Consider the following 24,907-nt stretch of genomic DNA (forward strand, 5'->3'; position numbering starts at 1 on the left):
CAAAAGTATTTTCGTACTGATCAAAAAAGAACCGCCGTGAGGTCTTCACAGCGGTTTGATTAAAATGGTGTAGCGGTTTCCGCTGAGCGGATTATTTCTTTTTCAGCAAATCCCGGATTTCTGCAAGTAACTCTTCCTGGGAAGGGCCTTTTGGAGCCGGAGCTGCTTCTTCTTTGGGCTTTTTGGTCTTGTTGTACGCCTTTACGATCACAAAAAGGACAAAACCAACAATCACCAAATTGATGAGTGTATTTACCCATGCGCCATATCGGATCGCACTTTCAGGGGTAGTTACGCTACCATCTGCTGCCACCACAGCTTCGGAGAGGATGATCTTCATATCTGAAAAATCAACTCCCCCGGTAAAATACCCCACAATGGGCATCATAATGTCATTTACAAAGCCGCTTACCACAAGGCCTGCCGCTCCTGCAAGTAATACCGCAACCGCCAGGTCAATGACGTTTCCGGTCATGATAAAATTCTTGAATTCTTTTAGCATGGTTATAGTGTTTAATGTTTTACGGGTAGGAAGATACTAAAATATTTAACTGATTTTAAGGCTAATCGGTATCTAATATTACCCTCGGTACCCGTTGGGAAATCCCGGCAAGTAGCTCATAAGATATGGTCTGCGCCCCTTTGGCAAATAATTCTGCCGAATGCATGTTTCCAAATAAGATGACCTCATCCCCCTCCCGGCAATCGATCCCACTAATATCCACCATCAGCATGTCCATACACACATTGCCGATAATTGGTGCTTTTTTGCCCTGAATCCAGACAAAGCCCCTGCCCTGTCCGTACTGCCGGCCAATCCCGTCGGCATGACCGATGGGCAGGGTAGCCGTGTTGCGGAAATCGGGGGCTACATACCCCTTATTGTATCCTACCCATTCTCCTGGCTCGATCTGGTGGATCTGGGAAATTCGCGTCTTCAACCGGGCCACCGCCTTTAATTTGGAATCTGTTTCCAAATCATTCGAATATCCGTATAATCCGATCCCGCTGCGAACCATATCCCATTGGGCCTCGGGATAATTGAGAATGCCCGATGTGTTTAGCAAGTGTTTTAAAACCGGAGCCGGGAAAAGGGTTTCATACTGCCCGACTATCTTCCCGAAGGCTTCTATCTGCATGCGGGTAAAGCCTTCCTGATCCGGATCATCTGAGGCGGCCAAGTGAGATAAGATGGAACGCACCTGCAGGCAGGAGGTATCTTTTAACTGGTCTTTTATCCAGTTGAGGTCATTTTCCCAAAATCCAAGCCGGTTTAGTCCTGTATTAAACTTTAAGTGTACCGGATATTCTTTCTGCTTCAGAGCTTCCAGGGTTTCAACAAATAATTTCAGGATACGGGGGGCATACAATGCCGGTTCCAGGCAATGTTCGATAAGGGCATGGAATCCGGATGGCTGCGGATGCAAGACCATTATGGGTAATCGCACCCCTCCTTTTCTCAATGTAACCCCTTCTTCCGTATAGGCTACAGCCAGATAGTCTGCCCCCAGGCTTTCAAGTTTACGGGCAACAGCCAGGGATTCACTCCCATAGGCAAAGGCTTTTACGACCCCTAAAAGACGGGTGTCCGGATGAAGTCGGGAGCGTATGAACTGGTAATTGTGAGCGAGAGCCCCAAGGTCTATTTCCAGAATAGTATCACTGGTTTGCAGCATTCCTGGGGTTTTTAGGGGTCACTTCTTCTGCATCGGTAACATCCAGTTTGCGAATTTTTTCTTTGAGCATGGCTTTGTAGAATGCTGCCCGGCTCAAGGGTTCATATTCATCCGTTTCCCCTAAAAGGACCAGTCTGTCGTTCTGGGATTTGCGATAGCTGTAATTGGCAAGGTTTCCGGTTCGGGTACAAATAGCGTGTACTTTGGTTACATATTCTGCCGTGGCCATAAGGGCTGGCATGGGGCCGAAAGGATTGCCTTTGAAGTCCATATCCAATCCGGCGACCACTACCCTTACCCCTCTGTTTGCCAGATCATTGCATACCGTAACGATTTCGTCATCAAAAAACTGAGCCTCATCTATGCCCACAACATCGCAATCGTCTGCCAGGAGCCGGATGTTAGCGGCGGCAGGGACGGGGGTGGACCGAATCTCATTTTCGTCGTGCGAGACTACCATTTCCTCATGGTAGCGGGTATCTACTATGGGCTTGAAAATTTCTACCTTCTGCCGGGCGAACTGGGCCCGTTTCAGGCGGCGGATTAATTCTTCTGTTTTCCCCGAAAACATGGACCCGCAGATCACTTCGATCCAGCCGAATTGTTCTTTGTGATTAACTGTATTTTCGAGAAACATTTCGTAATTTTAGACGAAAGTTAGCACTTTGTCCGTTCAATAAACAAACGGATACATAAAAGTATTAAAAAAGCAACACCTTCCCGGAGGAGTACAAGGCTAAATTGCTATGAAGCGAAAATTAAGAGAGGAATTGATCTTGCTGGCTACGGATATTATAACCAGCAGGGAGGAAATGGATATCCCGCGGCTGTATACCCGCTCACAGCGTTTATATGAAAAATTGGCGGTTCTAAAATTGATTGAGGAAAAGCTACAGCATGTGGAGATCGATGTGAGTAAAAGTGAGATGGCTTCCAAATTCGAATCTATTGCTTCCGCTGTAATCAATGAAAACAGGATGGTCCCGGAATCCAACCCGCATGAAGAGGATATTATTATTCCGGGAATAGATACCATAAAGCATATGGTATCTGAAATGCCGGGGGGCGAGGAACTGGAGGAAGTACTGGAGAAATTCCTTTCCCAGAATGACTTTATTAAGAACGACAAAGAGATCCTGACACCGGACATTCCCGAAAAAACCGGGATGACCGATAAAAAGTCACTGAACGATACGCTGTCTGCCAGGGAAATCTCTGTAGGGCTGAATGATCGGCTGGCATTCGTTAAACACCTGTTTAACGATAGTACGGAAGATTTCAACCGTATCCTTTCCCAATTAAACACCATAGAATCTCAACAGCGTTCAGTCGAATTTATTGAGAAGATGGTTAAGCCCGAGTACGGGAACTGGAAAGGTAAAGAGGAATTTGAAGCCCGGTTTATGGCACTTATAGAAAGACGTTTCGCCTGAAAGCAGGCTTTATGAATGTTTTGGCCGAAACCATCTGATGTGGTTCGGCCTTTTTTATTGTTAAATGGAGCAGCAAGGGATTCTTTATATTGTACCAACCCCTATCGGCAACCTTGCCGATATTACTCTGCGGGCTTTGGAAGTCCTGAAGTCTGTAGACCTCATTCTCGCGGAAGATACTCGGACTAGTGGAAAATTATTAAAGCATTACAACATAGAGACCCCTTTGCGGCCCTATCATATGCATAATGAGCATAAAGTGGTGCATCAGATTTGCAGTGATTTGGCTTCCGGTACTGCCATGGCGCTGATATCGGATGCCGGTACCCCTTCCATTTCAGACCCAGGCTTCCTGCTGGTTCGCGAATGCTTACAGCAGGGGGTAGCGGTGAATTGTCTGCCTGGAGCAACCGCACTGATTCCTGCTCTGGTCAATAGTGGTTTCCCGTCGGACCGTTTTATTTTTGAAGGCTTCCTGCCCCCTAAAAAGGGCAGGCAAAGCAGAATGGAAGCCCTGGCTTCTGAGCAGCGAACGCTTATCTTTTATGAATCACCTCATAAACTTTTAAAAACCCTGGACCAGTTTATAAGTGTTTTTGGCCCGGACAGGGAGGTGGTTGTAAGCAGGGAGCTCACCAAATTATATGAGGAAACTGTCAGGGGCAGCCTGGAGGAAGTGGCAGCACATTTTCGCGATGCCCCGCCAAAGGGGGAATTGGTAATTGTGTTAAAAGGGTCGGGTAAATAAACCTCTCTCTTTGAGTAAGCTCAGGCGTGCTTCCCTTTTTCCCAGCCGTGTTTTCCGAGGTATTTTTCACCACTTTCAACGGCCCCGGATTCAATGGTAGTGCCCATAGAATCATTCCAGCGATTCAGGTAGCCGAAAAGGGAAATAACCCCCAGCATTTCAACAATTTCGCCTTCATTCCAGTGCTTGTGCAAGCGCTCTTTGATCTTACCATCAACCGCATTGGGTACCTGCGAGGCCGCCAGGGAAAAATCCAGGGCAGCCCGTTCGGCTTCGGAAAAAGCGGGATGGGTTCTATATTCCCATATATTATCGAGTTGTTCCTGTTCGGCCCCGTAGCGCTCTGCAGCCCGAATGGCGTGGGCCTGACAGTACCGGCAGCCTGTGGCATTGCTGCTTACCCAGGCTATCATGCGCTTCAGGGCTGATGTAACCCTGCCCTGGTTGGCCATTACGGCCTTGTTTAGATTGATAAACGCCTTGGAAATGGCAGGCCTGTGCTGCATGGTAAGGATCGAATTCGGGCAGAACCCAAGGGTTTCATTAAAGAATTCGGCGAGCTTTCTGGTTTCCGGGTCGGCTGCAGGATCCAGGGGGTTAACTAAGGGCATAAGGGATATTTTTATTGTATTTTTAGGCTCACAAGAAACAAAAAATATATGGCTTCAACCAATCGTGTTACTACTAAGTGGCTGGGAGATATGGCATTTGAAAGTAATAATCCCTCAGGATTGAAATTCAAAATAGATGCCAGCCCGGAAGATGGAGGAAAAGGAGAAGGGCTTCGCCCCAAGGCACTAATGCTGAGTTCCCTGGCGGGTTGTTCAGGCCTGGATGTGGCTTCTCTTATCCGCAAAATGAAATTGGACGTTTCGGGTTTTCATATAGAGACCAATGCCGATCTTAGCGATACCCATCCCCAAACCTATACGAAGGTATCTTTGGAATTTCATTTTTTTGGAAAGAATCTCAATAGAGCCAAGCTCGAAAAGGCCGTAAATTTGTCTGCCGAAAAATACTGCGGGGTAATGGCTATGTTTCGGGAATTCGCACAGATGGGTGTGATCTGCCATTTTCACGAGGAATAAAAAACGAAAAAGGGATGTTGTTTGCCAAGCCGCTGGAATGGTGCAGCAAATGGATCTAATTTTATTGCGCAGTCAGAGAATATGCGATGGATTTATAAAGATATTCCAACGGAAGCTGCGACTTCCAAGTTGGCTTCTGCACTAAAAGTAGATCGCCTGCTGGCGGCTTTGCTTTTACAACGGGATATTTACAGCTTCGAAGAGGCAAGACTTTTTTTTCGTCCGGAACTGAGCCATTTGCACGATCCTTTCCTGATGAAGGACATGGACAGGGCCGTTGCCAGGATACAGAAAGCCATTGAGGAGGAAGAACGCATCCTGGTCTATGGCGACTACGATGTGGATGGTACTACTGCCGTTTCCCTGATGGTAGCCTATTTGAGATCATTCTATTCCCATGTAGCCAGTTATATTCCCGATCGCTACAAGGAGGGTTATGGAGTGTCTATAGAGGGGATAGACTTTGCTGCGGATAATGGGATTGGTCTGATCATCGCCCTGGATTGCGGTATTAAAGCAAACAAACAGGTAGCCTATGCCGCTGAAAAAGGGATCGATTTTATTATTTGCGATCATCACAGGCCAGGGGCAGCACTCCCTGCAGCCGAGGCCATCCTGGACCCGAAGCGGGAGGATTGTACTTATCCCTACCCGGAATTATGTGGTTGTGGGGTAGGCTTTAAGCTCATACAGGCCCTGCATGTGTCCAGAGGAAATTCAATGGAATCCCTTTTGCCCTACCTGGACCTGGTAGCAACGGCAATAGCGGCCGATATAGTGCCTATTACCGGTGAAAACAGAATTCTTGCCACCTATGGCTTGAGGGTTATAAATGATTCACCCCGTCCCGGGATTCGTGCCCTGATGCAACAGCAGGAGAAAAAGGATTTTAAGATTTCAGACCTAGTTTTTCAATTGGCGCCCCGGATCAACGCAGCCGGGCGGATGCATCATGGAGAACAGGCAGTGGAATTATTGATTGAAACAGATTTCCAGAGGGCCATAGCCCTGGCCGGAGTTATAGATTCAATGAATGCTGAACGGCGAGACATGGACCGTCAGATTACCCTGGAGGCCCTGGAGATGATTCGCAGAAACGGGGAGGAAGAAAGCTGGAGTACTGTAGTCTACAAGGAAGACTGGCACAAAGGGGTAATCGGGATTGTAGCATCCCGCCTTATCGAGACCTTCTATCGTCCCACCCTTGTATTTACCAGAAGCGGCGATAAGCTGGCTGCCTCTGCACGGTCGGTCCGGGGATTCGATTTGTATGAGGCCCTGGAAGCCTGTTCGGATTGTATAGAGCAGTTTGGAGGGCATACCTACGCAGCGGGTCTGACCATTGATAGTTCCCGCTTTGAAGAATTTAAGCTTCGCTTTGAGGAACAGGTGGCCCGCACTATGGACCCGGCCCTGCTGCAGCCCGAAATATCAGTAGACCTGCCTATAGAGCTGAAAGACATTAACGAACGCCTGTTGCGCATCCTTAGTCAATTTGCACCTTTTGGCCCGGGGAATGCTACACCCGTTTTTGGAGCAGCCCCCCTGATGGATACCGGTTATGCGAAAAAAGTGGGACAGGATGGGGCACATCTAAAACTCGCTGTAAAACAAGGGGATTCGGCTGTTTTTCAAGCCATAGGATTTGGCCTGGGGGATCGTCTCGAAATCATAAAAGGGGGCAAACCTTTTGAGGCCGTTTTTTCAATTGAAGAAAACCATTGGCAGGGCAAACGGAATATTCAGCTAAGGATCAGGGATATAAAGCCCCTATAAAGGCTTTTTATGGTATTCCAGGGTCATGGACTTACCGTCAAAAACCCCATAGCTGAAATAGCGTATCCAGTCACCGAGGTTTATATACCGGGATTGGGGAGTGAGGGAAATATCCAGCGGTAAATGGCGGTGGCCAAAAACAAAATAGTCATAGGATTTTTGCTGAAGTTTACGACGGGCATACTGTACCAGCCATTCGTTTTCTTCCCCCTGGAATTCGGCCTGTTCATCTCCTGAAATCAGTTTGTTCTTTACTGAAAAGTATTGCCCCATGCGAATGCCGATATCCGGGTGCAACCACCTGAAGAGCCATTTGGATAGCGGGTTTGTAAAGACCTTTTTCATCCGCTTAAACCCCTTATCTCCCGGACCCAGTCCATCACCATGACCTATCAGAAAATGCCGGTCGTTTAATTGGAATTCCTGCGGGCTGTGATATACAGGAATCCCCAGTTCTTCTTCAAAATAACCATTCATCCATAGATCGTGATTGCCCACAAAGAAGTAAACGGGAATGCCCTGGTCTGTAAGATCGGCAAGTTTCCCCAGGGTTCTTGTAAATCCTTTGGGCACCGCATATTTATATTCAAACCAGAAGTCAAAGAGATCGCCCAGCAGGAAAACGGCTGCTGCATCCTTTTGAATCTGCCCCAGCCAATTGACAAAATGCCGTTCCCGGGGAAGGCTCTCCTTTGAAGTTGGCGCCCCAAGATGGTTGTCACTGGCAAAATAAATCTTTTTGCCTGAAGGGATGTCAATTCTTTTCATGCCGGGTCAAAGATACAAATCGGAAAACCAATCCGACTCTAAAAGCGTTATTCCGGATTGTCACTTGCATACCATTCGGCAAAAGCAGTTCCGGTTTCCCTGAGTTTTAAGCTGTGCAATCGAATATTATCCGGCAGGCGCGTCTTTATTTTGGAAGCAAAATCAAGGACCATATTCTCACTGGTAGGCTGGTAATCGGCAAGGATTACTTTATGACCTTCGGCTGCCAGGGTATTTGCTAAAGCCACATGCGGGGTATTCTTATTAAAAATAGTGGCGTGATCGAAGGGGTCTACTATTTCTTCCTTTACAATTTCTTTAAGGTCACCAAAATCCATAACCATTCCCAGTTTAACTTCTCCGGGGGTTTCAATGGGCGTACCGATAATGGTTACAGCCAGCTGATAGCTGTGCCCATGGACATTGCGGCACTTGCCATCATAACCGTAAAGGGCATGTCCTGTTTCAAAGGTAAATTCTTTGGTAATGCGTATATTTTTCATCCGGGCATCATATGTTTACAAAAGTAGAAAATCTGAAGTATCCGCCACCATAGGTTTAAAATTAGCTTAGGAGCCGGGGCGGGAGGATTGGGGGAGGTTGTGTAACTTGCAAAGAAAAAAGGTTGGCTGCAAGACGCTTGAAATCAATTACGGAAGATCAGCGCATCCCACTGTCCGATTCCTTCAGGGCCTGGAGGGCCATTCCCAGGTTTTTCAGGGAAATTTACCAGGCGGGTCCCGGGCTTTTTGTGTTGAATCTGCTGGCGCGTATCCTCAAGGCCTTTAGTCCGGTGATTTTGCTCTGGGTCGGTAAGATTATCATCGATGAAATCGTTAGGGCCGTGCAAACAGGCCCGGAAAACCTGGAACTGCTCTGGAAGTATGTTGCAATAGAATTAGGGGTGGCTCTCGCCTCTGATCTTTTGGGTCGGTTGGTAAACCTTACCGATGGATTGCTGGGCGATTTGTATTCCAACCAGTCTTCCGAAAGGATCATTCGTAAAACCCAGGAACTAACTATAGAGCAACTGGAAAACCCGGACTTTTACGATAAGCTCGAAAGGGCCCGGACGCAAACCAACAGTCGCGTCAACCTTATGAGCAATGTGCTCGGCCAGGCTGAAAGCCTGATTTCCATTGCTTCTTTGATTGTGGGGTTGATCTATTTTGAGCCCTGGCTGATCCTGCTGTTAGTTATCAGCATTATCCCTTCTTTTATAAATGAAATCAAGTATTCCTCTGATCGTTATTCCCTCGCACGGAGCTGGACCAGCGAGCGACGGGAACTGGATTACCTGCGGTATATAGGGGCTAATAACCTGACAGCTAAGGAAATAAAACTATTTGGCCTTACTGATTTTATTGCCAGGCGTTTTTCAGTTCTGGCTCACCGCTATTATTTGCTGAATCGCAAACTGGCCATCAGGCAAAGCCTGCTTGGGTCTGTTTTTAACATTCTGGGTATTGTGGCTTATTACGGGGCGTACGTGCTGATTATCTATCGGACCATAAATGGATTCCTATCCATTGGGGAGCTCACTTTTCTATCGGGCTCGTTTAACCGGCTTCAGTCTAATTTACAGACCTTTTTTTCCCGCTTTACCCGAATTTCTGAAAGTGCACTTTATTTAAAGGACTATTTTGACTTTATAGACCTCAGGATTGAAACTGTTTCTGAAGAAGTTGTTCCGGTACCGGATACCATCCGGGATGGTTTCACCTTTGAATCCGTACATTTTACGTATCCCGGAGGGGAAAACCCTATCCTTAAAGGCGTTTCTTTTAAACTGCATGCAGGTGAAAAGATGGCCTTTGTAGGGCAGAACGGGGCGGGTAAAACAACCCTGATCAAACTAATACTCCGGTTTTATGAGCCAACGAAGGGAAGGATACTACTGGATGGGATTGACATTTCACGATATGATAAACAGCAATACAGATCCCTTTTTGGGGTAATCTTTCAGGATTATTTCAAGTATGAATTTACACTGAGGGAAAATATAGCAGTGGGTAACATAGATGCCCTGGAAGACACCCCCCGTATTGTGGACGCTTCAGAAAAAAGCCTGGCTTCTCAGGTAATAGCCGAAATGCAGGATGGCCTGGATCAACAGCTGGGCCGCCGATTTAAACGCGGACAGGACCTTAGCGGAGGACAATGGCAAAAAGTAGCGCTCGCACGGGCCTATATGAAAGATGCTGAAATCATGATTCTTGATGAGCCAACTGCTTCTCTGGACGCCCGTGCAGAATACGAGGTATTTAAGAGATTCATTGGTCTTACCCAGGGAAAGACAAGTGTTATTATCTCACATCGTTTTAGTACTGTTAGGATGGCCGATCGTATCCTGGTCCTGGAAGATGGACAAATCCTTGAATTGGGAACACATGAGGAATTACTGGCGAGAGATGGGCTATACGCTGAATTATTTAACCTGCAGGCGGCAGGCTACCAATAAGGCTATTTTTTCTTAAAATCGTCCAGGGTCCTTCGCGTTTCTTCGGAGAGGGCAAGTTTTCCCGTAAGCGCCGCACGGCTTGTTAGTAATTCTTCCCAGTGATCCGTTCCTGCCCAAAGCGCTTTTTTCATCAATGAGAGGGCTTCACTGGAATAGGAAGCAAGGTTTTGAGTATAGAATTCTGTCTCCTTATCCAGGTCTTTACGGCTTTCATATACCTTGGAATAGAGTCCTTTTTCGAGTGCCCAGTAGGCACTTTTCCATTCTTTGGGGGAAAGCGCTAATTCTGAAAGACCTGAAGCCCCTGCTTTACGGGCTACAGCCGGAGCAATTACCAGCGGGGCTATTCCTATGCTCAATTCGGAGAGTCTGATGGCCGCAGCTTCAGCAGCCAGCACATAATCACAGGCAGCGATAAGGCCTACACCGCCACCCACGGCCTTCCCCTGTACTTTCCCAATAATAGGCTTGGGGCAAAGCCGCATTTTGTTTATTAATATGGCAAAACCACTAAAAAACGCCTGGCTTTCCTCATGGTTGGATACCTGGAGCAACTCGTCAAAGGAAGCCCCGGCACAAAAAGCCCTGTCGCCTTCCGACTGCAAAAGGATTACAGCTACTTCCCGGTTTTCGCCCAGGGATTGTATTTCAGAAGCCAGCCGTGAGAGCAGTTCAGAAGTAAAAGAATTACTTGCGGGATGTCCGAATTCAACAATAGCCAGTTTCCCACTGATTTTGGTGTATAGACTACCTTCTTTCCGACTGGTTCCCATGGTTTTTTATCAAATTTACTGGTTTTACAAAAGCGGGCGAAATTTTCTTCGAAACTTCCATATCAGTGTTAAACCTCTTAATAACATCCAGACGGTAAAGGCAGCCCAAATGCCATAAAGGCCCCAATCCAGGTATTTTCCCAGATAAAGTACCGGTAAAAAGCCTAAAAAAGTTGCGATTAGCAGCACATTCCGAAGGTACCTCATTTCCCCCAGGCCTTTGAAGATCCCGTCGAATATAAAGGCTATGGTATTAAAGGGCAGCCCCAGAATAACAATTATAAAGATGCTGTTAAAACTGCCCAGCACAAGGGGATCTCCCGAAAATATCTGCCCGATTTCCCTGTAAAAAACCCCGCCCAGGACCATCAGGATAAGGCTAATCCAAATGCCATAGGTAACGGTCTTTTTGGCGAGCAACCATAGGCTGTCATAATCCCTGGCTCCCAGAAACCGGCCGCCCAGTATTTTACCAGCTGCCGAATAGCCGTCAATAAAGAATGCAGAAAATAGCCAGAGGTTAATAGCTATAGTATGTGCCCCTATATATCGGTCACCCAGTGCCGTGGCTTCCCGTACTGCAAATAAAAGGGCAATGTTCAGTGAAAGGGTCCTTACAAAGAGGTTAAGCGCCATCCCGACCAGACGTTTCATTTCGGGATGTATAGGGAATTGTACGGCAAGGCGGATGGGACTCTGCGTAAACAGCAGATAGAAGGCAAGAATTGCCATTACAAATTGCGAAATAAGGCTTGCCCAGGCAGCCCCTTCCAAATGCATGGCAGGAATGAGGCCTTCCCAACCATAGACCAGAAGAAAATCCAGGAGGATATTGAGACCAGCTCCCACCAGGGCTATAAGCATGGGCCAGGTTGTATTCTGCAACCCCTGAAATATGCCCATTATTGCGAAGGTAAACAGGGTTAGCGGAAAACCCCATACACGGATGTGGTAGTAAGACAAACAATATTCCAGGATTTTTCCGGAGGCGTTGAGTAGTTGAAAAATCTCTGCACTGAAAAATAGAGTGCTGACAAGGATCAGGATACTTACCCCTACATTTAAATAAATGGCCTGGGCCGGGAGGGAGGTGATATCGTCCAGCTTTCCGGCCCCCAGATATTGGGAAATGATGGCTGCAATTGCCGAACGGGTCTGTCCCAGAATCCAGATAAGCATAGAGAGGAAGGAGCCAACAATTCCTACTGCTGCCAGTGACTCCAGGCCATCTTCAGGGATATTTCCGACAATGGCGGTATCAGTGATACTAAGCAGCGGTTCTGCAATTCCTGCCACAATGGCCGGCAGGGCCAGCTGGTTTAGTCTTTTACGGCTCAGGGCTGGATTCAATGGGCGGGTTTTAGAAGCAGTTCATAACAGTAAAAGGGGTGCTGGCTCTGGTTGGGGAAATAAACAGAGCCGAGTCGCTGATAGCCCCGTTGCTCATAAAATCGCTCATTCCTTTTATTTTGGCTGAACGTATCCAGGCGTATAGAAACAGCCCCTTCTGTTCTGGCCTTTTCCTCTGCAAAATCCATCAGCTTACGGGCATATCCCTGGCCCTGGAATTTCGGATGGATTGCCAGGCGATGCACATAACGATTATTTTCATCAGGGCAGAGCCATTTTACCGCCTTGTACTCTTCATCCATGTGTTTGGAAAGAACTACCGATCCTATAAGCGAAGAATCTTTGAACAGGACAAAGAGTTCTTCCCTTTTCACATCATTCAGAAAGGCTTCCTCTGAGGGGTAATGATCGTTCCATTGGGCTATTCCCCTGCTGAGCATTTCTTCTCCACAGGCTTTTGTAATATTAAGAATTTCAGGTATTTCCCTTAACTTTGCCAGGCGGATCATGCGAAGCTTCAATTTTGTTGTAAATTTAGAATATTAATCGACAATCCTTTCTTATGAAAAACATTCTGGTTCCCGTAGGTAACTCCCCGGACTCGTTTGAAACCCTGCAGTACGCGGTAGATTTTGCGGCTAATTTTGGGGCTGATGTATATGTAATGGAGGTTCTTAATATTAGTACGGGTGCAGGAGACCTGGCCAATATCAAGGATAAGGTTGTTGAGAGCAGCCGTGATCGCATTCGGGAGCTGATCGAAAAGATCAAACCGGGAAATACCGAGATTAAAATCGCTACTTACAACGGGGATATCATCGATGGCCTGAAGGATATTGAAAAGGAATTGGGTATCGACCTGATTATTATTGCGCCAAGAAGTGTGGAAGTCGATGACGAATTATATTTGGGGAATACTTCGGGGCGGATTATTAAACGCACCGATATCCCGACCCTTATCGTTCCCAAAGGCAGTAAGTTCCAGAAATACAAAACGATCCTGACGGCCTTCCGGTCAGGAGTGTTGAAACGCAAACGCGTTCTTAATCCGCTGATCAACATAAAAAATTCCTTTAAGTCACAGGTAAACCTGCTACTTGTAAAAACGCCAGGCTACACCGATGATGATCTTAAGATCAATACGGCACTTATGGATATTAGTGCACAGGTTACCCTGACAGAGCACGCCACTACTTATTTGGGTGTTCTGGAGCACTTTCAGCTTCAGCATCCTGATTTGCTTTGCGTTTTCAGGCGTAAAAGGGGCTTTTTTCAAAACCTCTGGGAAAAGAATACTATCCTCAAGTCTGAGTTTTCGGTACGAATCCCGGTACTGGTCTTAAGTGTGAAAAAAGACTAAGCATCCGCTAAACTTGGGAAGTTCTGCATGGATTTTGCGGTTTGCAAGCTTAAATTAGAGCCGGGGAGGGGTGGCACCCCTTATAAATCCAATCGAAAATCCGAAGCTGCTCCAGTTTTGCTGCAGGCAAATGACAGTTAAAGATTGTAAATTGAAATGGGGGAAGGGGGAGTCCCCTAAAATTAGCCTCAGAACCGGACGACACCTTGGTTTTTACAGTAATGCAAATACAAAAATGTTGTCCGTTCCGTCCTTTGCATGCCGGACGATAACGAAAACAAAAAACCGCTTAAAGAAAGTTGTTGAATTTGACCGGAGTAACTGCGTTGCTCCGCTGAACTCCAGTCCTGCAAATACAATTCGCTTTGCCTTGTGGCTCAGGTGTCCAAAAAGAAAAAATCTGCTCAAGTTAACTTGGCAGTATGACCGGAGTAACTTCGTTGCTCCGCTGAACTCCAGTCCTGCAAATACAATTTTATTTTGCCTTTATGGCTGCTTCTCGCAGCCACAGTATTAAAAACAAAAAAACCGCTCGAATTTAATTCGGCGGTTTTTCTATTTCTAATCCTTGCAAAATAAAATTGTGCTTGATCAGTGGAGAATACCGGAGTCGAACCGGTGACCTCTTGCATGCCATGCAAGCGCTCTAGCCAGCTGAGCTAATCCCCCGAAAACTAGAAGGCAAAGGAAGTACTTTTTAGGGAAGTTTCAAAATGAAGACGAGTTTTTCTGACTGCCGGTTTAAGCCCTTATCTTTGTATTAAACCTAATAATGAAGTATGGATAATTTAGAGAATAAAGTAGCCTATATCACCGGTGGATCAAAGGGTATAGGATTAGGAATTGCGAAATCCCTGCATGCTAACGGAGTGAAGGTGGCCATAAGTGGACGTGACAAAAAAGCACTGAATAATGCAGCTGAGCAGCTGGGCTCGGAAAACGTGCTAACCCTTGTATCTGATGTCAGCAAAAAGAGCGATGAGAAGACTGCGGTGAAAACCATTCTTGACAAATGGGGACAATTGGATATTGTAATCGCCAACGCCGGGGTCGGGCATTTTGCACCCATCGACCAACTTTCTGACAGTCAATGGCACCAAATGATCGATACAAATCTGACCGGAGTATTCAACACCCTGCAAGCTGCCGTTTCGGCCCTGAAGAATTCAGAAGGTTATTATATCAGTATCGCAAGTCTGGCCGGGTGCAATTTCTTCCCTTCAGGAGCTGGCTACAATGCGACTAAATTTGGAGTAGTAGGCTTTACTCAGGCAGCCATGCTGGATTTGCGTCCCTACAACATCAAGGTCTCTACCATTATGCCCGGTTCAGTGGCTACACATTTTAACGGGAATAGCCCCTCGGAAAAGGATGACTGGAAAATTCAGCCTGAAGACATAGGGGAGCTGGTTATAGACCTGCTTAAAATGAACCATAGGACGCTACCCAGTAAAATTGAAGTTCGACCTACCCGGCCGGATAAAAAATAAGAAAGAATCAGGTTAGTGCGGGTTCAAAAGAGATATTCGGGTTAAATATCTCCTCTACAAGCATTTGAAGCTGGCTTTCAAAGTTCAGCAGTACCGATTCGTGGAGATCTGAATCGTAGTTTCGGCCTGCTTCTTTTAAACCAAACCACTGGTAACCCGTCTTGAGATTTTTAAATGAGATAACCCCTGCCATTAAATTAGGGACGGAGTGCTGCTGTTTATATAACCATGCATAGCACAACACCTGGAAGGCCTTTGACTTGTCCGGATCCGTTCTGAGGCTGTCCCAGTCTGAAATCCTCAGATTACGGGGTTCTACCATTCCCGTCTTATAGTCGATTATTCTCAAATTACCATCTACCTCCTCTATGCGGTCAACAGTACCTTTCAGGTAGACCTCCTGTCCCTGTGCTCCCGTATTGAAAGGAATTTTGAGTTTTCTTTCAACGCCAAGAAGCTTTACTTTATGCTTCTTGAGGCGGTCTTTTTCCATTAAAAGGAAGGTGTCCAGATAATGCTCCATGACCCTGAGAGCGATTAAATTCTTTCCGCTGGCTTTCATTCCCCTTAAAAAATGCTGATCAAAGGATTTTAGCGCTAATTCCGGGGCTTTCTGCCTCATGGAATGTATTGCGTCCGGACTAAGAAAAAGTCCTTCATATGGCCTGTACAGGTCCTCCAGGGCCTTGTGTAGTACCGTTCCGAATGTATTCGCAGCAACGGTTTCTTCCAATTGTTCGGAATCCTTAATACCCAGGATTACTTTCTTATAGAAAAGGATGGGATCTTTGATATAATCAGACAGAGCGGTCGGGGAAAAGCCCGATTTTGCCTTTTCATTAAGTCGAACCAACAAGCTTTCGCTCTTATCAATGGCCTTCTGAGCATCCGGATGTATGCCGGTTTTGGGTGCAATAATCCGGTGTTCTATTTGGGAGGATAAAACCGGATCATTTAGCAGTTGGCTGATAAATCGACTTGGCTCACCTCCTTCCAGCACGTCGGGTTCAGTATTGTAGCATATATGAACCGATTCGGCTCTTTGAATCAATCTGTAGAAATGATAGGTATAAACCGCATCTTTTTCCTTATAAGTTGGTAAACCAAACTCCTTTTTAACATCAAAGGGGATAAACGAACTATTGGTTTTACCAGATGGCAGAATTCCCTCGTTTACAGAAGTAATGATAACCCTTTTGAAATCCAGGTTGCGACTCTCCAGCATCCCCATAATTTGTAAGCCTTTAAGGGGTTCTCCTTCAAAATCTATACTATCCTCGGAAAGGAGTTGGTCAAACAGGAATTTCAGGGCTTTAAGGTCGCTAACAAAGGGATGTTGAAGACACAAGTCCCCCAGACGCGTAAAGAGGTTTTTGAAATGATCCAGATATTCTATGTTCAGCACATCATTCCGTTGCCGATAGGAGGGCAGGAGTTGGTCTGTAAGGCCTATAAACTGCTTTATTACCTGATGAACGCCCAGATTTTTGTGCGGGAAAAGCAGCTCCAGTATATCTTTTGAAACACCGGCTTCCAGCAGTTCTTTTTCTGAAACAAAAAGAGGGTATTCTTTGAGCAGGATGGCGCATACTTTTTCTGAATTGAGTGCCTGATCCCTGAAGAAGGGTTGCAAAAACGGATGTCTGATTATTTGCAAAGCAGATTTTACCCTCCATTTATCCTGGGTCTTTTGTTGGAATAGTCCAAACAAAGCACTAAAAAGCTGGGCAATAGAACTGTGATGAAGCGGATATCCCATGGTGATATTTACGCCTCCTATTTCAGATGGGAGACTGTGTAGCATCGGATTCAATAAGGTTTCATCTCCCAGTATCAAAGCGGTATTGTCGAGGTTTTCCATGGATTCCCGGGAAAGCTTTTGAAGTAAGTCACCACAATATTTAACCTGTGATACGGCTTTTGGTAAGCCGGTTACGAATATATTTTTTGGATTTTGGAAATGGCTTCCTATACCTCTTAATCCGTTTTTTTGCAGGTAAGGCCACTGAGATCGGTATTTGCGCATAAATAGCCCCGCATCGTGCAGTGGATCATCCAGATAATGTGTGTCGGCATCCCAGCAGATGGCAGCATTTTCCTGCTTCAGAAAATTCTGAATAATATCCTGTTCAGCTTTGTTAAGGGCATTGAATCCTATAAAAAAATAGTGTTTGCTTCTATTTTTGTCAATGAAGTCAGGGGTTTGCAATACGGCCTTACGATAAATCTGACCCTGGTACCCAAGCCCCTTTTGTTCCAGGGTATTCCTGAACTGTATATAAATAGGGTAGAGAGATTTCCAGAAGGCCAGTCTTTTACGAATCATCGGACTGCTGGTCCCGTCTGGTGTCCAATGATGCAGCTCCTGAATATTTCCGAGATAGTCGAAAAGTTTCGCACTATCGATAAGGTAACGGTCAATTTCATTAAAATCCTGGATCAGGAGTTGACCCCAGCGACTAAACTCATAAAAAGACTCTTTTTCAGTACCTTTTTGATCGAGGTATACCTTATATAATAGGAATTGCAGATCAAGCGGAGATGCGTACTGCAGCCCGGAGATTTCCTCTACAAAGGATTCAATGCTCCAGATCTCGGGCAAAATCAAGCTTTTTCCGGCCTTTAATCTCAGTTTTTCCCTCAGGAAAAAGCCAGCTCGCTTGCTGGGGAGTATAAAAACGTGGTTCCCGGGGTTTTCTCTCCAATGGGGTATTGAGTCTAAAACGTCATCCAGGAAGTAATGCATATCTAAAAATAAAAAAGCCCTGGTAAAACTACCAGGGCTCTTCTAAGATTATTGGTTTATTTTATTTAACCAGGTTTATTTCAACCCTTCTGTTCTGAGTTCTACCGGCTCTTGTATTGTTAGAGGCAATAGGACGGGATTCTCCGTATCCTACGGCAGTCAGACGATCAGCAGCAATACCTTCCTTGATCAGGAAGTCACGTACAGAATTCGCTCTTTTCTCAGAAAGTTGCTGGTTCAGTTTTTCACTACCAACGCTGTCAGTGTGACCTTCTACGGTGAACTTAGCGTTAGGATACTCGTTAAGGATTTTAATGATGTCAACGAATACTGATACTGATTCAGTTTTCAGAGAAGCTTTTCCAGTGTCAAACAGGATAGTTCTGGCGTATTCGTTCAATTGCTTCTGAACTTCTTCAGTCACTTCAGGACATCCGTTGTTAGCAACTGTTCCAGCTACATCAGGACATTGGTCATCTTTGTCAAGAACACCATCTCCGTCAGTATCAGGCCATGGGCATCCGCCGTTAGCAGCAGGACCAGCTTCGCTAGGACAGTCATCATCTTTATCAGCTACTCCGTCTCCGTCAGCATCAGGACATCCGGCTAAAGCAGGAAGACCAGCTTCGTTAGGACAAGCGTCGTCTTTGTCAGCTACACCATCTCCGTCAGAGTCAGGGCATCCGTTCATTTCAGCAGGACCTGCCTGGTTTGGACAGCTGTCCTTAGAATCTTCGATACCATCTCCGTCAGAATCAGGACATCCGTTGAATGCTTCAAGTCCGGCTACTTCAGGACAAGCATCGTCTTTGTCATAGATTCCGTCTCCGTCTGTATCGGTTCCACCAAAGCGGATAGAAACACCGGCCATGTGCTGGAAGTGTTTTACACCGTAATCTTCAAAGGCGTGCTTGTAAGAAGACTGAACGGTTAAACCGATAAAGTCGGTGAACCAGTAGTTAAGTCCAAGACCTCCGTTTACAGTACCGGCTCCGATTTCATCAACCCAGGTGTAACCTCCACCTACTTCGATAAACGGATCCAGTTTCGCATTTTTGCGAAGGTTATATTTTATTGTACCATCAACAGCATAGTGAGAAAGATCATCAACAGATACATCTCCTAATTTGCTAATTCGGTTCAGGGAACCTCTCGCGCCAATAGAAAATCCGTCACCAACGTATTTAGATACGGACACATAAGACAGTGAAGGCAAGATGTTCCAATGATCGTTAACATTGAAATATTCACTGAAAAGTGTTCCGGTTGGGTATGCGGCACTAGCATCGTTAGTAGGGTAAACATCTATGGCATTCACACCGATGCTTATCTGCCAAGGATTATTCTCATCCTGCGCTTGAATGTTGTTAAACCCTAAAACAAGTAGGCCAACAACCAATAATCTACTAAGCTGTTTCATGTTCAAATTTTTAAGTTTAAGTGTTTATTAGCTGCAAATGTAAGTTGTTAAGAATTATTAACAAAATCAATTTCTTATTTTTTTCAATGCGGTTTTTGCCTGCAAAATGGGCTTAAATCACCTTTAACTCTTTTCCAGCCACAACAAATGCCTCAATTGCTTTGTCCAGATGTTCCTTTGTATGAGCGGCCGATAATTGCACGCGGATGCGCGCCTTTCCTTTGGGGACCACCGGATAGAAAAACCCGATAACATAAATTCCCTTCTCCAGCAGGCTTGCAGCCATTTCCTGTGAAAGCTTTGCATCGTAGAGCATAACGGGAACAATGGCAGAGTCTCCGTCCACTATATCGAAGCCCGCAGCCTTCATCCCTTTTTTAAAGTATTCGGTATTGGCATCCAACTGCTTTTTAAGGGACCGATCCTTTTTGAGGAGTTCAAAGACTTTCAGGCTGCCACCCACGATGGCAGGGGCCAGACTGTTTGAAAACAAATAAGGCCGGGATCGCTGGCGGAGCATTTCTATAATTTCCTTTTTTCCGGTCGTATACCCTCCCATGGCTCCTCCAAGGGCTTTCCCCAGGGTGCCCGTAATAATGTCTATCCTTTCAAGCACCCCTTTTTCTTCCAGGGTTCCTATTCCGGTTTCCCCTATAAAACCGGTAGCATGGCATTCATCGATCATTACCAGGGCATCGTATTTATCTGCCAGGTCACAAATTTCATCCAGGGGGGCGACCAGGCCATCCATGGAAAAGACCCCGTCCGTTACAATAAGTTTAAATCTGGCGCTGTCTGCGTTTGCCTGTTGTAACTGCTTTTCGAGGTCTGCCATATCGTTATTGGCATAACGGTATCGCTTGGCCTTGCACAACCTGACCCCGTCAATGATAGAGGCGTGGTTGAGCGAGTCAGAAATAATGGCATCTTCCGGGCCTAACAGTGGCTCGAAAACACCACCGTTGGCATCAAAACAGGCTGCGTATAATATGGTATCCTCAGTACCGTAGAAATCAGCAATTGTCTGTTCCAGATTCTTGTGCAGATCCTGAGTCCCACAGATAAACCGGACTGATGACATCCCGAAGCCGTGACTGTCCATCGCATCCTTGGCGGCCTGTATCACCTCAGGGTGGGCAGACAAACCCAGATAGTTGTTTGCGCAGAAGTTCAATACCTCCTGCCCGGTGGAAACCCTGATAACAGGCCCCTGCGGAGAAGTAATGATGCGTTCGTTTTTAAATAATCCGGCCTCCCGGAGGTTTTCTAATTCTTCTGTAAGATGTTCCTTGATCTTCCCGTACATAATTATATAAATTCTGGTATTACATTATTTTCTTCAATATAAATAAGGATAGTATTTTTTAGCGTATACCCCATCGACTCCAAAATCCGGCCGTATAATTCTATCTGTTCCCGATGGCTTATCTCCCGTTTTCCCGTTTTATAATCGATTACGGTTACTTCCCTATTTTCGAATATCATTCTATCGGGCCTCAAAAGTAGTCCATTTTCACTAATTATATCCCGTTCATTCAGTATCCCGGGCCCTTCCCGGAAGTACTCCTTAAGCAAAGGATGACGGACCACGCGGTAGATGATTTCCAAAAGTGTGGCTTCGCCGGCCTGGTCAATAGCTCCTTGCTGTAACAGTACCTGAACCGCAGCGGGTACGTCCTGCTCTGTTTCCACAAGGCTAAGGGCTGTATGGATTAAATTCCCGTAGCTGATCGAAGTTTCCTGTTCTGCTGATTTATTTCTGGCAGAAGGAGTAACCACACGAACCAATTGAGACTCCTTGTTGGAATACATATAAGAGAGATAGGCTGTTTCCTGTGCTTCTTTTTTTTCAGTGGCCACAGGGAGGGAGCCTTTCTGGAAGATAGCGCCACTGTTTTCAAAATTTTCTGATTCCTGCAGGTAATTCATATAAAGACTGGAATAATCAGCCGGGTTTTGGATTTTTCCTGCTTTGGGAGCTTTGCTCAAAACGTACAGGCCTTTGGCTGCCCGGGTATGCACAACGTACAGTACATTAAAGGCATCTAGTTCCTGTTTTTCCCTCTCCTGTATGTATTGATGGGCGGCCTGCCCACCGTATTGTTCCAGATCCTTTTTCATCCCTGCCAGGATAAAGGGGAAACCGTTAAAAGCCTCCGGATTTACGGGAATCCATAACTTATCTTTTATGGCAGGATATACCGGGGCATCAGCAAAGGGAAAAATAACGATGGGGAATTCCAGTCCTTTTGATTTGTGGATGGTCATTATCCGGACTGCATCCATGTGTTCAGGAGCCAGAACACTTAGGCTCTCTTTATGGTGTTCCCAGTATTCAAGAAAAGTGTTGATGGAGTGATCGGTAGTCTGGCCCACTTCCAGAACCACATCCATTAGAAAAATCAGATAGGCATTTTCTGCAGTTGCCAGCTTAAATTGGCGTATTGCTGTCTCCAGAATATCGTAAACGGGTTTCAGAATGGCTGCCTGACAGTCAAAACCATAGGTAGTTCTGAGAAAGCCCTCTGGGTCACGGAGTTTTTCAGCTATAAAATCATGAGCTTCGGGGTTTTCAGGAGTTAAGTATTGTATTAAACCAAAACTGTGGTTTCGATCCCCGGGCTCCCTTAGAAAACAGAGTAAATGGATAAGGAATTGAACCTCCGCATGGCTTGCCAACAAAAGGGTTTCTGACGAAATAACCGGAATGCCTTCCCCAATTAGAATGTCGGAGATAAGGACACCTTCGGCACGTCTGCGCGTTAAAACGCAAATATCCCCGAATGCATATCCTTTGTTTTTTACTTCCCGGACTAAATCGAGCACCTTTAGCTGATAAGCTTCCTGGGTGTTTTCCGTTTCCTCCGGGATAAATTCGATCCGGACCATACCTTCTTCCTTTGAATGCGATTCCTGCTTATTGCCATCGATAAACAGGGATTGGTATACACGGTTGTTCAGGAATTGGCTGATATGACTGAAGAATTGGTTATTAAAGGTCACAATAGTCTGGTTACTCCTGAAGTTTGAGGGAAGCTGGAAAGTCTCAGCCGGTATGGGAAAAGGATTTCCGCCTCCCTGAAAAAGTCCGATAAATTGCTCCGCACGGCCGCCCCTCCAGCGGTATATTGCTTGTTTTGCATCTCCCACGAGCACCAGAGATCCTTTCTGGCCTGTTTCGTCAATTCCCGAAAGGGCGTTATCAATTAGGGGAACGAGATTGTTCCATTGCAGTTCCGAAGTATCCTGGAACTCGTCTATGAAGTAATGCCGGTATTTCTCTCCCAGCCGTTCGTAAATAAAGGGGGCCGGTTCGTCTTTCAATTCCCTTGCAATAATGGCGTTGAAAAAGGCAATGGGGAGCATGCCCTCTTCTGTCTGAATTGTTTTAAGCTCTTGTTGCAGCAGCCCCAGCACGGTGAAAGGTGCCAGCTGGGTATATACATTTATCAGGAAGGATCTTTCAATAACCCGCTCCTTTATCCCCTGAAAGGCCCTGTTGAACTCCGGCATTAGTTCAGTTAGGATATCCTGTGTTTGCTGCGGGGCATTTTTTTTGAAAAGCGGTTCATTCCCAAATTCCTGTTTCCATTTTGCGGTAAAATCTTGCTGGAAATCCCCTGCAGCTATTTTATTTAAAAAATCAGGGAAGTACCCGGCTTTAAAATCGAGGCGTTCCAATCCGTTTTCTTCAATTGTCTTCAGCGCTCCCTCAGCGGTTTCCAGCAATTCCTTTTCAACTCTTTGAATACGCGAACGCAATTCCGACTTCAATACCTGGAAATCCTTCATTTTTTTGCCTTCGAAGGTTTTGAGGTACTCCAGGTGGTTCTCATTAAACAGCAGCTTACCCATCTCAAAAAGATCTCTGCTGATATCCCAGCTTTTGTCCTCGGCTGCTTTTTCCAGTGCGAAATCGATAAGCACCTCGCTTAGTTCCTTATCTGAGCCGGCTTTGCTTAAAAGGTTATCTACTGCAGTTTCCAGCATAAAGTCAGAATCAATTACAACTTCAAAATTTGCCGGCAGGCTCAGGTCTTTGGAGAAGGTTCGCAGCAGTCGGTGGTTGAACTTATCGATAGTGGAAATGTCGAAAAAGGCATAATTGTGGAGTATCTCCTTTAAAATGCGCCGGGATTTATCCGAAAGGACTTTTGGGTCCATTTCCAATTCTTCCTGAAGTATTTTAAAAAGCGGGTATTCTTTTGCTGTTTCCTTCAAAGAATCGAGGGAACTGAAAGCTACCAGACTGTGGAGTATTCTTTGTTTTAGTTCAGTTACGGCCTTGTTTGTAAAAGTTATGGCCAGGATTTTTCTGAAGGCCTGGTTGGCACCAGGGCGGAGTAATAATTTGAGATACTCCAGGGTTAGCGTAAATGTTTTCCCAGATCCGGCTGAGGCGTTGTAAATACGATAAGGGCTGCTGGACCGCTTCATTAGCTGCAAAATAAGTATTCTCGGGGGGTTCTTAACAAATAATTAGCGCAAAGTATATGTTAAAATCTTTAACTTTGGAATTCACCTGTTATTAACAAAAAATATAATTCAATATGTCTTTTAATTTACCAGATTTACCTTATTCATATGATGCCCTGGAGCCGCATATAGATGCACGCACCATGGAAATTCACCATACAAAGCACCATAACGGATACACCACTAAACTCAATGCGGCCATTGAAGGCACTTCCCTGGAAGGAAAAAGTATAGAGGAAATTCTTACCGGCCTGGATATGTCCAATACGGCTGTGCGCAATAACGGAGGGGGATATTACAACCACTGTCTTTTCTGGGAAGTAATGTCAGCAGATGGTGGGGGTTCACCATCCGGCGACCTGGCTGCAGCCATAAATGATGCCTTCGGGTCTTTTGAAGGCTTTAAAGACGCCTTTACCAAGGCTGCCGGGGGACGATTTGGATCCGGCTGGGCCTGGTTATGTGCCCATAAAGGGGGAAAACTGGAAATTTGTTCAACCCCCAACCAGGATTGTCCTATCATGCCTGGTGTCGGTTGCGGCGGACACCCCATTCTCGGACTGGATGTGTGGGAGCATGCCTATTACCTGCATTATCAAAACAGGAGACCCGATTATATCGAGGCCTTTTTTAATGTGATTAACTGGGCTAAAGTGGCTGAGAATTACAATTCCGCAAAATAGAAACCACTGAATTTTGAGAAAGAAGCCCTGGATTATTTCCGGGGTTTTTTTATGGATACTCCTAAATAGAAAAGAGCAGAGAAAACTCTGCTCTTTTCATCCCAAATCTTACCATAAACTTAACCTACTTATGCTATGGCAATACTAAATTACCTGTATACCGGGAAATAACAAAGGAAAATGCTGAAATTTTAAAATGGAGTCAGGCTAAAAACACCGGAAAATCTTACATGAAACAGGGGCTTTTTGAACTGAAAGTAATGGCTGAAAAAATAAAAAGGCAAGGTTTTAACCTTGCCTTTTTCCCCAAATCTTACCATGAACTTAACCTACTTATGCTATGGTTCTTCGAAAGTAGCTGGAAGCCGATGGATAAAAAAAGGTTTTGGACGAACACCCCGTAAAACCGTTGAAATACAGCTTTGGAGGAAAAGGTTTACAGCCGGTGATACAGCTGGAATTTTACTGTGGGAACTTTCGGGTAGACACCAAATAAAAAAGGTGGAGAGTTCTCCACCTTTTTTGCCCCAAATCTTACCATGAACTTAACCTACTTATGCTATGGCTATCCTAAAGTAGTTGGCTTATTGCCCGGGTTTTGATAAAGACGATGAAATGCACATATTATCGATGAAATGCATCAGACCATGCATTTCACC

Annotated in this window: 21 protein-coding genes and 1 tRNA gene; 8 read left to right on the top strand and 14 right to left on the bottom strand. The window is 45.6% G+C overall.

What is annotated here, in order from left to right; all coding sequences use genetic code 11:
• Positions 1-91 precede the first annotated feature (91 nt).
• From mscL to ACT6NV_RS07100, 3 genes are all read right to left on the bottom strand, one after another.
• The gene (mscL, locus tag ACT6NV_RS07090; protein WP_445386561.1) at positions 92-502 is read right to left on the bottom strand and encodes a large conductance mechanosensitive channel protein MscL; all 411 of its coding nucleotides are present in this window, start codon (positions 500-502) and stop codon (positions 92-94) included.
• A 61-nt stretch (positions 503-563) separates the two neighbouring features.
• Complete coding sequence (alr, locus tag ACT6NV_RS07095; RefSeq protein WP_445386562.1) at positions 564-1,676, bottom strand: alanine racemase; 1,113 nt, start codon at positions 1,674-1,676, stop codon at positions 564-566.
• The gene (locus ACT6NV_RS07100) at positions 1,660-2,313 is read right to left on the bottom strand and encodes a thymidine kinase (protein WP_445386563.1); all 654 of its coding nucleotides are present in this window, start codon (positions 2,311-2,313) and stop codon (positions 1,660-1,662) included. The genes alr and ACT6NV_RS07100 overlap by 17 nt, the downstream gene beginning before the upstream one ends.
• Positions 2,314-2,422: 109 nt before the next feature.
• On the opposite strand from ACT6NV_RS07100, the gene ACT6NV_RS07105 reads away from it, so the two are divergent.
• Both ACT6NV_RS07105 and rsmI read left to right on the top strand, forming a co-directional pair.
• Positions 2,423-3,109 carry a hypothetical protein gene (locus ACT6NV_RS07105; RefSeq protein ID WP_445386564.1) on the top strand — a complete coding sequence of 229 codons (687 nt, stop codon included), beginning with the start codon at positions 2,423-2,425 and terminating at the stop codon, positions 3,107-3,109.
• A 64-nt stretch (positions 3,110-3,173) separates the two neighbouring features.
• Entirely contained in the window at positions 3,174-3,857 is a 684-nt protein-coding gene (rsmI, locus tag ACT6NV_RS07110) for a 16S rRNA (cytidine(1402)-2'-O)-methyltransferase (protein ID WP_445386565.1), read from the top strand.
• A 20-nt stretch (positions 3,858-3,877) separates the two neighbouring features.
• Here the strand turns inward: rsmI and ACT6NV_RS07115 are convergent, their stop codons facing one another.
• Complete coding sequence (locus ACT6NV_RS07115; RefSeq protein ID WP_445386566.1) at positions 3,878-4,468, bottom strand: carboxymuconolactone decarboxylase family protein; 591 nt, start codon at positions 4,466-4,468, stop codon at positions 3,878-3,880.
• Positions 4,469-4,516: 48 nt separating this feature from the next.
• On the opposite strand from ACT6NV_RS07115, the gene ACT6NV_RS07120 reads away from it, so the two are divergent.
• Complete coding sequence (locus tag ACT6NV_RS07120) at positions 4,517-4,945, top strand: OsmC family protein (protein ID WP_445386567.1); 429 nt, start codon at positions 4,517-4,519, stop codon at positions 4,943-4,945.
• Between the two features lie 81 nt (positions 4,946-5,026).
• Entirely contained in the window at positions 5,027-6,721 is a 1,695-nt protein-coding gene (gene recJ, locus ACT6NV_RS07125) for a single-stranded-DNA-specific exonuclease RecJ (RefSeq protein WP_445386568.1), read from the top strand.
• On the opposite strand, the gene ACT6NV_RS07130 is transcribed toward recJ, so the two are convergent.
• Together ACT6NV_RS07130 and ACT6NV_RS07135 are read right to left on the bottom strand one after the other, a co-directional pair.
• Entirely contained in the window at positions 6,716-7,480 is a 765-nt protein-coding gene (locus tag ACT6NV_RS07130) for a UDP-2,3-diacylglucosamine diphosphatase (RefSeq protein WP_445386676.1), read from the bottom strand. The genes recJ and ACT6NV_RS07130 overlap by 6 nt on opposite strands.
• 56 nt (positions 7,481-7,536) lie before the next feature.
• Positions 7,537-7,992 (bottom strand): 6-pyruvoyl trahydropterin synthase family protein, encoded by a 456-nt coding sequence (locus tag ACT6NV_RS07135; RefSeq protein WP_445386569.1) that lies wholly within the window; start codon positions 7,990-7,992, stop codon positions 7,537-7,539.
• A gap of 122 nt (positions 7,993-8,114) precedes the next feature.
• Here ACT6NV_RS07135 and ACT6NV_RS07140 point away from each other — a divergent pair, with 122 nt between their 5' ends.
• Complete coding sequence (locus ACT6NV_RS07140; RefSeq protein ID WP_445386570.1) at positions 8,115-9,950, top strand: ABC transporter ATP-binding protein; 1,836 nt, start codon at positions 8,115-8,117, stop codon at positions 9,948-9,950.
• 2 nt (positions 9,951-9,952) lie between these two features.
• Here the strand turns inward: ACT6NV_RS07140 and ACT6NV_RS07145 are convergent, their stop codons facing one another.
• The 3 genes from ACT6NV_RS07145 to ACT6NV_RS07155 are packed head-to-tail and all read right to left on the bottom strand — an operon-like array spanning position 9,953 to position 12,582.
• Complete coding sequence (locus tag ACT6NV_RS07145) at positions 9,953-10,723, bottom strand: enoyl-CoA hydratase/isomerase family protein (RefSeq protein WP_445386571.1); 771 nt, start codon at positions 10,721-10,723, stop codon at positions 9,953-9,955.
• A 24-nt stretch (positions 10,724-10,747) separates the two neighbouring features.
• Positions 10,748-12,073 (bottom strand): MATE family efflux transporter, encoded by a 1,326-nt coding sequence (locus ACT6NV_RS07150; RefSeq protein ID WP_445386572.1) that lies wholly within the window; start codon positions 12,071-12,073, stop codon positions 10,748-10,750.
• Positions 12,070-12,582, bottom strand: coding sequence for a GNAT family N-acetyltransferase (locus tag ACT6NV_RS07155; RefSeq protein WP_445386573.1), 513 nt, complete (start codon positions 12,580-12,582; stop codon positions 12,070-12,072). The genes ACT6NV_RS07150 and ACT6NV_RS07155 overlap by 4 nt, the downstream gene beginning before the upstream one ends.
• Positions 12,583-12,635: 53 nt before the next feature.
• Between ACT6NV_RS07155 and ACT6NV_RS07160 the strand changes: the two genes are divergently transcribed.
• A complete protein-coding gene (locus tag ACT6NV_RS07160) occupies positions 12,636-13,433 on the top strand; it encodes a universal stress protein (RefSeq protein ID WP_445386574.1) in 798 nt (265 codons plus the stop codon).
• A 595-nt stretch (positions 13,434-14,028) separates the two neighbouring features.
• On the opposite strand, the gene ACT6NV_RS07165 is transcribed toward ACT6NV_RS07160, so the two are convergent.
• A tRNA-Ala gene (locus tag ACT6NV_RS07165) sits at positions 14,029-14,102 on the bottom strand.
• A 110-nt stretch (positions 14,103-14,212) separates the two neighbouring features.
• Here ACT6NV_RS07165 and ACT6NV_RS07170 point away from each other — a divergent pair.
• Positions 14,213-14,923 (top strand): SDR family oxidoreductase, encoded by a 711-nt coding sequence (locus ACT6NV_RS07170; RefSeq protein WP_445386575.1) that lies wholly within the window; start codon positions 14,213-14,215, stop codon positions 14,921-14,923.
• A 7-nt stretch (positions 14,924-14,930) separates the two neighbouring features.
• Here ACT6NV_RS07170 and ACT6NV_RS07175 read toward each other — a convergent pair whose 3' ends face one another.
• From ACT6NV_RS07175 to ACT6NV_RS07190, 4 genes are all read right to left on the bottom strand, one after another.
• A complete protein-coding gene (locus tag ACT6NV_RS07175; RefSeq protein WP_445386576.1) occupies positions 14,931-17,669 on the bottom strand; it encodes a PD-(D/E)XK nuclease family protein in 2,739 nt (912 codons plus the stop codon).
• A gap of 61 nt (positions 17,670-17,730) precedes the next feature.
• Positions 17,731-19,089 carry an OmpA family protein gene (locus ACT6NV_RS07180; protein WP_445386577.1) on the bottom strand — a complete coding sequence of 453 codons (1,359 nt, stop codon included), beginning with the start codon at positions 19,087-19,089 and terminating at the stop codon, positions 17,731-17,733.
• Between the two features lie 112 nt (positions 19,090-19,201).
• A complete protein-coding gene (gene kbl, locus ACT6NV_RS07185; RefSeq protein ID WP_445386578.1) occupies positions 19,202-20,395 on the bottom strand; it encodes a glycine C-acetyltransferase in 1,194 nt (397 codons plus the stop codon).
• Between the two features lie 2 nt (positions 20,396-20,397).
• Positions 20,398-23,526: a UvrD-helicase domain-containing protein gene (locus ACT6NV_RS07190; RefSeq protein WP_445386579.1), complete on the bottom strand. Its 3,129-nt coding sequence runs from the start codon at positions 23,524-23,526 to the stop codon at positions 20,398-20,400.
• A gap of 113 nt (positions 23,527-23,639) precedes the next feature.
• On the opposite strand from ACT6NV_RS07190, the gene ACT6NV_RS07195 reads away from it, so the two are divergent.
• Positions 23,640-24,248, top strand: a complete 609-nt coding sequence (locus ACT6NV_RS07195) for a superoxide dismutase (protein WP_445386580.1) — start codon at positions 23,640-23,642, stop codon at positions 24,246-24,248.
• Positions 24,249-24,907 lie beyond the last annotated feature (659 nt).

The sequence above is a fragment of the Robiginitalea insularis genome (genome assembly GCF_052497835.1).

Coding starts and splice junctions, on each gene's coding strand:
- kbl (WP_445386578.1), bottom strand. CDS start 20,395: ATGTACGGGAAGATCAAGGAACATCTTACAGAAGAATTAGAAAACCTC.
- ACT6NV_RS07170 (WP_445386575.1), top strand. CDS start 14,213: ATGGATAATTTAGAGAATAAAGTAGCCTATATCACCGGTGGATCAAAG.
- mscL (WP_445386561.1), bottom strand. CDS start 502: ATGCTAAAAGAATTCAAGAATTTTATCATGACCGGAAACGTCATTGAC.
- ACT6NV_RS07175 (WP_445386576.1), bottom strand. CDS start 17,669: ATGCATTACTTCCTGGATGACGTTTTAGACTCAATACCCCATTGGAGA.
- ACT6NV_RS07155 (WP_445386573.1), bottom strand. CDS start 12,582: ATGATCCGCCTGGCAAAGTTAAGGGAAATACCTGAAATTCTTAATATT.
- rsmI (WP_445386565.1), top strand. CDS start 3,174: ATGGAGCAGCAAGGGATTCTTTATATTGTACCAACCCCTATCGGCAAC.
- ACT6NV_RS07105 (WP_445386564.1), top strand. CDS start 2,423: ATGAAGCGAAAATTAAGAGAGGAATTGATCTTGCTGGCTACGGATATT.
- recJ (WP_445386568.1), top strand. CDS start 5,027: ATGCGATGGATTTATAAAGATATTCCAACGGAAGCTGCGACTTCCAAG.
- ACT6NV_RS07160 (WP_445386574.1), top strand. CDS start 12,636: ATGAAAAACATTCTGGTTCCCGTAGGTAACTCCCCGGACTCGTTTGAA.
- ACT6NV_RS07120 (WP_445386567.1), top strand. CDS start 4,517: ATGGCTTCAACCAATCGTGTTACTACTAAGTGGCTGGGAGATATGGCA.
- ACT6NV_RS07100 (WP_445386563.1), bottom strand. CDS start 2,313: ATGTTTCTCGAAAATACAGTTAATCACAAAGAACAATTCGGCTGGATC.
- ACT6NV_RS07195 (WP_445386580.1), top strand. CDS start 23,640: ATGTCTTTTAATTTACCAGATTTACCTTATTCATATGATGCCCTGGAG.
- alr (WP_445386562.1), bottom strand. CDS start 1,676: ATGCTGCAAACCAGTGATACTATTCTGGAAATAGACCTTGGGGCTCTC.
- ACT6NV_RS07115 (WP_445386566.1), bottom strand. CDS start 4,468: ATGCCCTTAGTTAACCCCCTGGATCCTGCAGCCGACCCGGAAACCAGA.
- ACT6NV_RS07190 (WP_445386579.1), bottom strand. CDS start 23,526: ATGAAGCGGTCCAGCAGCCCTTATCGTATTTACAACGCCTCAGCCGGA.
- ACT6NV_RS07135 (WP_445386569.1), bottom strand. CDS start 7,992: ATGAAAAATATACGCATTACCAAAGAATTTACCTTTGAAACAGGACAT.
- ACT6NV_RS07180 (WP_445386577.1), bottom strand. CDS start 19,089: ATGAAACAGCTTAGTAGATTATTGGTTGTTGGCCTACTTGTTTTAGGG.
- ACT6NV_RS07145 (WP_445386571.1), bottom strand. CDS start 10,723: ATGGGAACCAGTCGGAAAGAAGGTAGTCTATACACCAAAATCAGTGGG.